Raw genomic sequence first — 8013 nt, forward strand, 5'->3', positions numbered from 1 at the left:
GGCGTGGAGCCGGTGCCGTAGGCAACGAGCGCCGAAGGCGATCGTAGGCGGAGCGCGGTCGCCCGACTTGCGGGCGACCGGTCGAGGGGACCCGGGCGAAGCCTGGGGAGGGTGGGGGCAGCGGCTTTTTTTGGCGGGCCGCTGCCTCCATCCGACCTCCCCCGCCGGGGGCGGGGGCGGGGCAAATTTCCAGTCCCTCCAAAACGGTTCCGGTGTACAAGTCCGCCGGTCCAACGGCGCCGCGGTCCCGCATGCTCTTTCACACCCAGGCTTTCGTGCTCGGCTTCCTGCCGGCGGTGCTGGCGCTGTTCTACGCGACGGCCCGGCGCGAGGCGGCGCGCGAGTGGGTGATGGTCGCCGCCTCGGTGGTGTTCTACGGCTGGTGGGACGTGCGCTTCGTGCCGCTGCTGCTCGGCCAGACGCTGGCCACCTGGGGGCTGGCGCACCTGTACCGCAAACGGCGGATCTCCTGGGTGGTGACGGCCGGCGTGGCGGCCAACCTCGCCATCCTCGGGTACTTCAAGTACGCCAACTTCTTCATGGACTCGGCCGCCGCGCTGCTGGGGCGGGACCTGCCGCACAGCGACGTGCTGCTGCCCATCGGCATCAGCTTCTTCACCTTCGAGCTGATCTCCTATCTGGTGGATCTGCGGCGCGGGCGCGTGCCGGCGTACCCGCTGCGCGGCTTCTGCCTGTTCGTCTTCTTCTTCCCGCACCTTGTCGCCGGCCCCATCGTCCGCCACAACGAGCTGATCCCGCAGCTCGCCGACGACCCGCTGCGGCCGGGCTGGGCGGAGCGCTTCGCCAAGGGCCTGACGCTGTTCATCATCGGCTTCGCCAAGAAGGTGCTGCTGGCCGATCCGCTGGCGCGCTCCGCCGACCCGCTGTTCGCCGCCGCCGTCCAGGGCGTGCCGGGGCTGGTCGACGCGTGGGAGGCGGCGCTGGCCTTCTCGCTGCAGCTGTTCTTCGACTTCTCCGCCTACACCGAGATGGCGCTGGGCATCGCGCTGCTGTTCGGCATCCGCCTGCCGGCCAATTTCAATGCGCCGTACCGCGCCGCCGACCTGCGCGACTTCTGGCGGCGCTGGCACATGACGCTGTCGCGCTGGATCCGCGACTACGTCTACATCCCCCTGGGCGGCAGCCGGCAGAGCCCGGCGGCCTACGCGCTGACGACGCTGCTCACCATGGGGCTGTGCGGGCTGTGGCACGGGGCGGCGTGGACCTTCGTCGCCTGGGGGCTGATGCACGGCGCCGGGCTGGTCGTCTGCCACGCGTGGCAGAGCCTGAAGCGGCCGTTGCCGCTGCCGGTCGCGTGGCTGCTGACCATGCTGTTCGTGGTGGTCGGCTGGGTGCTGTTCCGCGCGCCGGACTTCGCCACCGCCGGCAACCTGCTGGCCGGCATGGCGGGGCAGGGCGGGCTGGCCGGCGACCTGTCGCGGCCGTTGACCATGGCTGTCGGCGCCGCGGTGGCGCTGCTGGGGCCGACCAGCCTGGACTTCACCGACACCCGTCTGCCGGCGCGCCGGCCGGTGGCGGCGGCCTTCGCGGTGCTGGCGGTGGCCTGCATCCTCGAGGTCGGCAAGGGCCAGCCGCTCAGCTTCATCTACTTCCAGTTCTGAGGAGGGACGAGGATGCGCACGCCCCCCTCGCCTCCCTCTTGGAGCGGCTACGTCAAGACGCTGGCGGCCACCGCGCTCGGCCTCGTCGGGGTGCTGCTGGCCTTCGTGCTGGTGATGGACCCGTACCGCAACGTGCCGTTCTCGCCGCCGATGGCGCGACCGCTGATGGACGACAACCAGCGCTTCCTGTTCCCCGGCGTGGTGCGCACCGGCCGCTTCGACAGCGCGGTGTTCGGCACCTCGACCGGGCGGCTGCTGCAGCCGGCGCATCTGGACCGCCTGATGGGCGGGCGCTTCGCCAACCTGTCGATGAACAGCGCCATGGCGTGGGAGCAGTACCGGATCGCCGACCTGTTCCTGCGCACCGTGCCGGCGCCGCGCACGATGATCTTCACGCTCGACCAGGTCTGGTGCGCCGCCGACGCCGACGCCCGGCGCACCACCTTCCGGCCGTTCCCGCCGTGGATGTACGACGACGACCCGTGGAACGACCTCGCCTACCTGCTGAACGGCAAGACGCTGGAGATCGCCTGGCGGCTGGCCGAGTACCACATGGGCCTGCGCAAGCCGCGCCTGGGCGACGACGGCTACGAGCGCTTCGTGCCGCCGGACGAGCAGTGGGACCGCGCCAAGGTCGAGGCGAAGATCTACGAAGGCCCGAAGCGCGCCATCGTGCCGCAGGTGCCGCCCTACGTCCCGACCGAGGCCGAGCGCCAGGGCTGGCGCTTCCCGGCGCTGGTCTGGCTGGAGGAGCTGCTGGCCCGCCTGCCGGCCGAGGCGCGGCCGGTGCTGGCCTTCATGCCGGTGCACGTGGTGGCGCAGCCGCCGCCCGGCTCCGACGGCGAGGCCCGCGAGCGCGCGTGCAAGGACCGCATCGCCCAGCTGGGCGCCGCGGCGGGGGCCTGGGTGGTGGATTTCCGCATCCCGTCGCGCATCACCACCGACGACGCCAACTACTGGGACCACCTGCACTACCGCGTCGGCATCGCCGACTGGCTGGAGGGCACGCTGGCCGAGGTGCTGCGCGGCCGGCGCGAGGCGGCGGACGGCACGTGGCGCCTGCTGGCCGAGCCGCGCGCCGGATCGCCGCGGCGGGCACCCGTCTCATAAATTCCTCTCCGCTCCTCCCTCCACCGAAGGTATAGTGCACCCCCGACGGGAGGCGGCCATGAAGCGAGCGAGCGGACCTGACGCGGCGGTGACCCGCCGCAGCCTGCTGACCGGCCTGTCCCTGGGGATGGGCGGCTTGGCGCTGGCGTCGCCCCTGTACGCCCGGGATGCCCGCGCCCAGGACGCCGCGCCGCCGCTGCGCGTCGGTTTCGTCTACGACGGCCCGCGCGCCGACTTCGGCGTGGTCCAGGCGCACGCCGACGCCGCCCACGCCGTCGCCACGCTGCCCGGCGTCCGGGTCGAGGAGATCGAGGCGACCCCCACCACCCTGTCGGCCGCCGCCGAGGAGCTGGCCGGCGGGCGCGGCTGCCGCGTCGTCTTCGTGACGGCGCCGGGCGATTCCCTGCCGCTGCTGCTGGCGCAGGCCGAGGCGCACCGCGACACCGCCTTCCTGCTGTGCGGCGGCGCCTTCGCCGACGTGCGGTTGCCGGACAACGTCGGCGTCTACGACGCCTACATGGACGAGGGGCAGCACATCGCCGGCATCGTCGCCGGCTACGCCTCGCGTGCCAGGAAGGTTGGGCTGGTGGCGGCGGAGTCCTCGCCGCGGGTCCTGCGCTGCGTCAACGCCTTCGCACTGGGGGTGCGGCGCGCCGACCCGACGGTGGCGGTGCGCCTCGCGCTGGTCGGCGCCAGCCCGGCGCCCGACGCGGTGGCCGCCGCCGCCAGGGCGCTGGTCGCCGACGGCGCCGACGTGCTGTCCGGCCAGCTCGCCTCGGTGCGCCCGCTGTGCGAGGTGGCGGAGGCGGCCGGAGTGCGCTGCTGCGGCCTGCACATCGACCTCTCGACGCTGGCGCCGGAGGGTTTCCTGACCGGCACCCAGCCCGACTGGACCCGCATCTGCGCCGACACCGTGCAGCGCATCCAGTCCGGCCGTGCGTGGGAGCGCGTGCGGCTGGGCGGTTTCGGCCGCGGGCACGTGCGCAGCACCGCCTACGGCCGCGGCGTCGGGGTGGAGGCGCGGGCGCACGCCGACGCCGCGCGCATGCAGCTCGCCAACGGCAACGCCGCGGTGTTCCGCGGCCCGATCCTCGACAACACCGGCCGCGTCGCGCTCGCCAAGGGGAAGGCCCTGAAGAGCGACGACCCGGCCCTCGACCGCCTGGTCTGGCTGGCCGAGGGGGTGGAGGTGGTGCGGTAGCCGCTCTCAGGCGGCTTCCGTCAGCGTCAGCACCGCGCGGGCCGGCAGGCACTGGATGGTGAAGGGCGCGCGCACGCCGCCGTTGAACAGCTCGGCGCACTCCAGCGCCTTGCGCACGCGCTCCTCGGGCGGCAGGTGCTCGGTCGAGGCGAGCGAGCCCAGCGCGTAGTCGGCGCCGCAGCCGATGGCGTGGTAGCCGCGCACCGCCTCGCCGACCTGATAGTCCGACTGGATCGAGAACAGCCGGCCCTCGTGCGCCACCAGGAAGCTGCCGCCGGTCTCCACGTCGTTGGAGCGCTGCGCCCAGCCGCCGTCCTTCAGGCAGCCGCGCACGGCGTCCACGAAATCGGTCACCATGTAGCGGAAGAGATCGACGCCCGGCGCCCGCTCCGGCGGGTCGAGCCGGTAGGCCAGCAGCTGGCCCATGCGGAAGGAATTGGTGAAGCCGATCAGATAGTCGCCGTTGCGGAACACCTTGGTGTCCGCCCGCACGGTGATGTCCAGGCCCGACACCCCGGCGCTGTCGCCGCCCATCCACACGCGATCGCCGTCCACCAAGCCCACGATACAGGTCATCGCTCGTCCGCCATGAAGAAGAAAGCCTGGGCGGAGGGTCGCGTATTATGGTTAACGAAAGGTTTCCCCCTCCCAGCCGCAGGCGGCGAGCGCCTCCGCCATGTGCGGCGGCGGCGGCGCGGTGGCCGACCGGGCGGGGCCTTCCTTGTCGAGGCGGAAGGCGATGGTGCGCGCCAGCAGGTGCAGGTTGCCGGGCGGGATCCGCTCCGGCCCGTAGTACGGCTCGCCGAGCAGCGGGCAGCCGATGGCGGCGCAGTGCACGCGCAGCTGGTGGGTGCGCCCGGTGCGCGGCTTCAGCTCCAGCCACGCCCGCCCGTTCCCGTCGGTGCCGAGCACGCGGTAGTCGGTGCGCGCCGGCCGCCCGTCGGGGTGGGTCAGCATGGTCCACGAGCCGGGGACCTGGATCTTCAGCAGCGGGTGGTCGATGGTGCCCTCGGGCTCCTGCGGCACGCCCTCGCTGACCGCCCAGTAGGTCTTTTCCACCCAGCCCCCGGCGAACAGCTTGCCGAGCCGCGTCGCCGCCTCCGCCGTGCGCCCCATCACCAGGCAGCCGGCGGTGTCGCGGTCGAGCCGGTGGGCGAGGCGCGGCGGCTCTCCCAGCTCGAAGGCCAGGTCGTCCATGTACAGGCCGAGGTGGTGCTCGATCTTGTGCGCGGCGTGCACCGCCAACCCGGCCGGCTTGTTGAGCACCAGCACGGCGTCGTCGCGGTGCAGGACGAAGGAGCGGATGTCGTGGGCGGTGTAGCGCATGGCGGCACCCAAGCATGGGGTGGCGCCGCGGGGCAAGCGGGCTGTAGCATCGGGCAATCGGGCGGGGCAATCGGGCGGGGCACTCTGGTTCCCGCCGGTCCCGCGCCCCATCTCGGAGGCAGGAGATCCAGGGAGATCCAGGGAGAGGCACGCCCATGGCGGACGGTGACAAGCTGCCGGCGCAGCGGTCCTCGCAGGCCGAGGTGGACGCGTTCCTGCGCCGGGTCGCGGCGATCCCGCCGGCGCACACCGGCCGGCGCGGCCGGCTGATGTTCGCCATGGACGCCACCGCCAGCCGCGAACCCACCTGGGACCGCGCCTGCCGGATCCAGGGCGAGATGTTCGAGGCCACCGCGGCGCTCGGCGGGCTCGACGTGCAGCTGGTGTTCTACCGCGGCTTCCGCGAGTGCCAGGCCAGCCCCTGGGTCGGCACCGCGCCGGACCTGCTGCGGCGGATGACCGCGGTGCGCTGCCTCGCCGGGCAGACGCAGATCGGCCGCGTCCTCGCCCACGCCATCAAGGAGGCCAGGCAGGAGCGGGTGAACGCCCTGGTCTTCGTCGGCGACTGCATGGAGGAGGAGATCGACGGGCTGGCGCACAAGGCGGGCGAGCTCGGCCTGCTCGGCGTGCCGGCCTTCCTGTTCCACGAGGGTGCCGACCCGGCGGCGCGCGCGGCGTTCGAGACCATCGCCCGGCTGACCGGCGGCGCCTGCTGCCCCTTCGACGCCTCCTCGGCGCAGCAGCTCCGCGACCTGCTGGCGGCGGTGGCGGTGTTCGCCGCGGGAGGCCGCGCGGCGCTGGAGGATTTCGGCCGCCGGCGCGGCGGCGTCGCCGGGCTGCTGACCAGCCGGCTCGCGCCATGATGCCGCTGGTCCTGGCCGCGGTGGGGCTGGCGGTCGGCCTGTGGGTGCTGGCGCGCGTCTTCGTCTCGGCCAGTCCGCGAACCCTGGCCCGGGGCCTGCGCTACGGCGGCATCGGGCTGGGCGCCGCCGTGGTGCTGTTCGCGGCGCTGCGCGGCCAGCTCGGCACCGTGCTGGCGCTGGGCGCCATGGCCGCGCCGCTGCTGATCCGCCACCGCCGCCGGCGCGAGGCCGCGGCCCGCGTCGAACCGTCGTCCGGGCAGGCCTCGCGGGTCGAGACGCTGTACCTGCGCATGACGCTCGACCACGACACCGGGGCCATGGCGGGCGAGGTGCTGTACGGCCCGCTGAAGGGCCGCACGCTGGACTCCCTCGACCCGGCCGAGGCGGCGGAGTTGCTCTACTCCTGCCGGCAGGACGACCCGCAGTCCGCGGCGGTGCTGGAGGCGTGGCTCGACCGCGCCCGCCCCGACTGGCGCGAGCGTTTTGGCGAGGCTGGAGGCGAAGCCGGACGGCCGGCCGCCGGGGGCAGCGGCGCCATGTCGCGGGAGGAGGCCTATGAGATCCTCGGCCTGTCGTCCGGGGCCTCGGCCGAACAGGTCAAGGAGGCTCACCGACGGCTGATGATGGGCGTTCATCCCGACCATGGCGGTTCGACCTATCTGGCGGCAAAGATAAACCAGGCGAAAGACTTGCTGCTGCGGCACTGACCTTCCGCCAAGCCCCCGAAGGGTGTGTTGCGCCACTCCGGACCGTGTGGCAGAACACCTGACGGCCGCCGGTCCCATGGCGTCGGCCGCTGTGAATGGTCCTTGGACAAGGATAAGAGACCCAGATGCGTAAACCCGTGCGCAAGGTGGTGTTCCCCGTTGCCGGTCTCGGCACCCGTTTCCTTCCCGCCACCAAGGCGATCCCGAAGGAGATGATGCCGCTGGTCGATCGGCCGCTGCTCCAGCACGCCGTCGAGGAGGCCCGCGCCGCCGGCATCGAGGACTTCGTGTTCGTCACCGGCCGCTCGAAGCGCGCCATCGAGGACCACTTCGACGCCGACACCGAACTGAACCGCACCCTCGAGGACCGCGGCAACGCCGCCGCGCTCGAAGAGGTGCGCCACAGCGAGATCGCGCCGGGCCGCTGCTTCTACACCCGCCAGCAGGTGCCGCTCGGCCTCGGCCACGCGGTGTGGTGCGCCCGCGCCGTCATCGGCAACGAGCCCTTCGCCATCATCCTGCCGGACGACTACGTGCTGGCCGACCGTCCCTGCCTGAAGCAGATGGTCGAGGCCTACGAGGAGACCGGCGGCAACGTCGTTGCCGTGGTCGACGTCCCGCGCGAGCATACGCGCCGCTACGGCATCCTCGACGTCGAGAGCGACGACGGCCGGCTCGCCAAGGTGCGCGGCCTCGTCGAGAAGCCGAAGCCGGAGGAGGCGCCCTCCACCCTGTCGATCATCGGCCGCTACATCCTGATGCCGGAGGTGTTCGACCACCTGGAGAACCAGCAGACCGGCGCCGGCGGCGAGATCCAGCTGACCGACGCCATGGCCAAGCTGATCGGCACGCAGCCGTTCCACGGACTGCGCTTCGAGGGCACGCGCTACGACTGCGGCGACAAGATCGGCTTCGTCGAGGCGACCATCGCCTACGCGCTCAGCCGCCCGGACCTGTCGGATAAGGTGCGGGACCTGCTGAAGAAGTTCGGCTGACCCCGTTCGGGACCGTCGTTCCAGCCCGCCGCTCCCTTGACTGGGAGCGGCGGGCATGGCTTTTCAGCGGGACGCCCGCATCAGGGGCGGAAGGCAACGAGGATCCTCATGCGCATCGCGATGATCGGTACCGGGTACGTTGGCTTGGTGTCGGGCGCCTGTTTTTCGGAGTTCGGCGTGGAGGTGTGC

Annotated in this window: 9 protein-coding genes; 7 read left to right on the top strand and 2 right to left on the bottom strand. The window is 72.6% G+C overall.

Annotated features, from left to right (window positions below; genetic code table 11):
- Positions 1-251 precede the first annotated feature (251 nt).
- Genes TSO221_RS34175 through TSO221_RS34185 form a run of 3 tightly spaced genes read left to right on the top strand, consistent with a single transcriptional unit; the run spans position 252 to position 3933 of the window.
- Positions 252-1622 carry an MBOAT family protein gene (locus tag TSO221_RS34175; protein WP_109122912.1) on the top strand — a complete coding sequence of 457 codons (1371 nt, stop codon included), beginning with the start codon at positions 252-254 and terminating at the stop codon, positions 1620-1622.
- A 12-nt stretch (positions 1623-1634) separates the two neighbouring features.
- A complete protein-coding gene (locus TSO221_RS34180) occupies positions 1635-2732 on the top strand; it encodes a hypothetical protein (RefSeq protein WP_109122913.1) in 1098 nt (365 codons plus the stop codon).
- 58 nt (positions 2733-2790) lie between these two features.
- The gene (locus tag TSO221_RS34185; RefSeq protein WP_109122914.1) at positions 2791-3933 is read left to right on the top strand and encodes a BMP family ABC transporter substrate-binding protein; all 1143 of its coding nucleotides are present in this window, start codon (positions 2791-2793) and stop codon (positions 3931-3933) included.
- A 6-nt stretch (positions 3934-3939) separates the two neighbouring features.
- Here TSO221_RS34185 and TSO221_RS34190 read toward each other — a convergent pair whose 3' ends face one another.
- On the bottom strand, positions 3940-4509 hold the full coding sequence (locus TSO221_RS34190; protein WP_109122915.1) for a hypothetical protein: 570 nt from the start codon (positions 4507-4509) through the stop codon (positions 3940-3942).
- A gap of 51 nt (positions 4510-4560) precedes the next feature.
- Positions 4561-5259: an RNA pseudouridine synthase gene (locus TSO221_RS34195; RefSeq protein WP_109122916.1), complete on the bottom strand. Its 699-nt coding sequence runs from the start codon at positions 5257-5259 to the stop codon at positions 4561-4563.
- Between the two features lie 155 nt (positions 5260-5414).
- On the opposite strand from TSO221_RS34195, the gene TSO221_RS34200 reads away from it, so the two are divergent.
- From TSO221_RS34200 to TSO221_RS34215, 4 genes are all read left to right on the top strand, one after another.
- A complete protein-coding gene (locus TSO221_RS34200; RefSeq protein ID WP_109122917.1) occupies positions 5415-6122 on the top strand; it encodes a hypothetical protein in 708 nt (235 codons plus the stop codon).
- A complete protein-coding gene (locus tag TSO221_RS36720) occupies positions 6119-6829 on the top strand; it encodes a DnaJ domain-containing protein (protein ID WP_109122918.1) in 711 nt (236 codons plus the stop codon). The genes TSO221_RS34200 and TSO221_RS36720 overlap by 4 nt, the downstream gene beginning before the upstream one ends.
- 125 nt (positions 6830-6954) lie before the next feature.
- Positions 6955-7824, top strand: coding sequence for a UTP--glucose-1-phosphate uridylyltransferase GalU (gene galU, locus TSO221_RS34210; protein WP_109122919.1), 870 nt, complete (start codon positions 6955-6957; stop codon positions 7822-7824).
- Positions 7825-7932: 108 nt separating this feature from the next.
- Positions 7933-8013, top strand: an 81-nt coding sequence (locus tag TSO221_RS34215) for a hypothetical protein (protein WP_146209002.1), incomplete at its 3' end; no start/stop codon positions are given.

This window comes from Azospirillum sp. TSO22-1, from assembly GCF_003116015.1.
Classification (GTDB): domain Bacteria; phylum Pseudomonadota; class Alphaproteobacteria; order Azospirillales; family Azospirillaceae; genus Azospirillum.

Excerpts from the sequence above, each read along its gene's own strand:
- TSO221_RS34185 (WP_109122914.1), top strand. The coding sequence starts at position 2,791 with ATGAAGCGAGCGAGCGGACCTGACGCGGCGGTGACCCGCCGCAGCCTG.
- TSO221_RS34190 (WP_109122915.1), bottom strand. The coding sequence starts at position 4,509 with ATGACCTGTATCGTGGGCTTGGTGGACGGCGATCGCGTGTGGATGGGC.
- TSO221_RS34180 (WP_109122913.1), top strand. The coding sequence starts at position 1,635 with ATGCGCACGCCCCCCTCGCCTCCCTCTTGGAGCGGCTACGTCAAGACG.
- galU (WP_109122919.1), top strand. The coding sequence starts at position 6,955 with ATGCGTAAACCCGTGCGCAAGGTGGTGTTCCCCGTTGCCGGTCTCGGC.
- TSO221_RS34195 (WP_109122916.1), bottom strand. The coding sequence starts at position 5,259 with ATGCGCTACACCGCCCACGACATCCGCTCCTTCGTCCTGCACCGCGAC.
- TSO221_RS36720 (WP_109122918.1), top strand. The coding sequence starts at position 6,119 with ATGATGCCGCTGGTCCTGGCCGCGGTGGGGCTGGCGGTCGGCCTGTGG.
- TSO221_RS34175 (WP_109122912.1), top strand. The coding sequence starts at position 252 with ATGCTCTTTCACACCCAGGCTTTCGTGCTCGGCTTCCTGCCGGCGGTG.
- TSO221_RS34200 (WP_109122917.1), top strand. The coding sequence starts at position 5,415 with ATGGCGGACGGTGACAAGCTGCCGGCGCAGCGGTCCTCGCAGGCCGAG.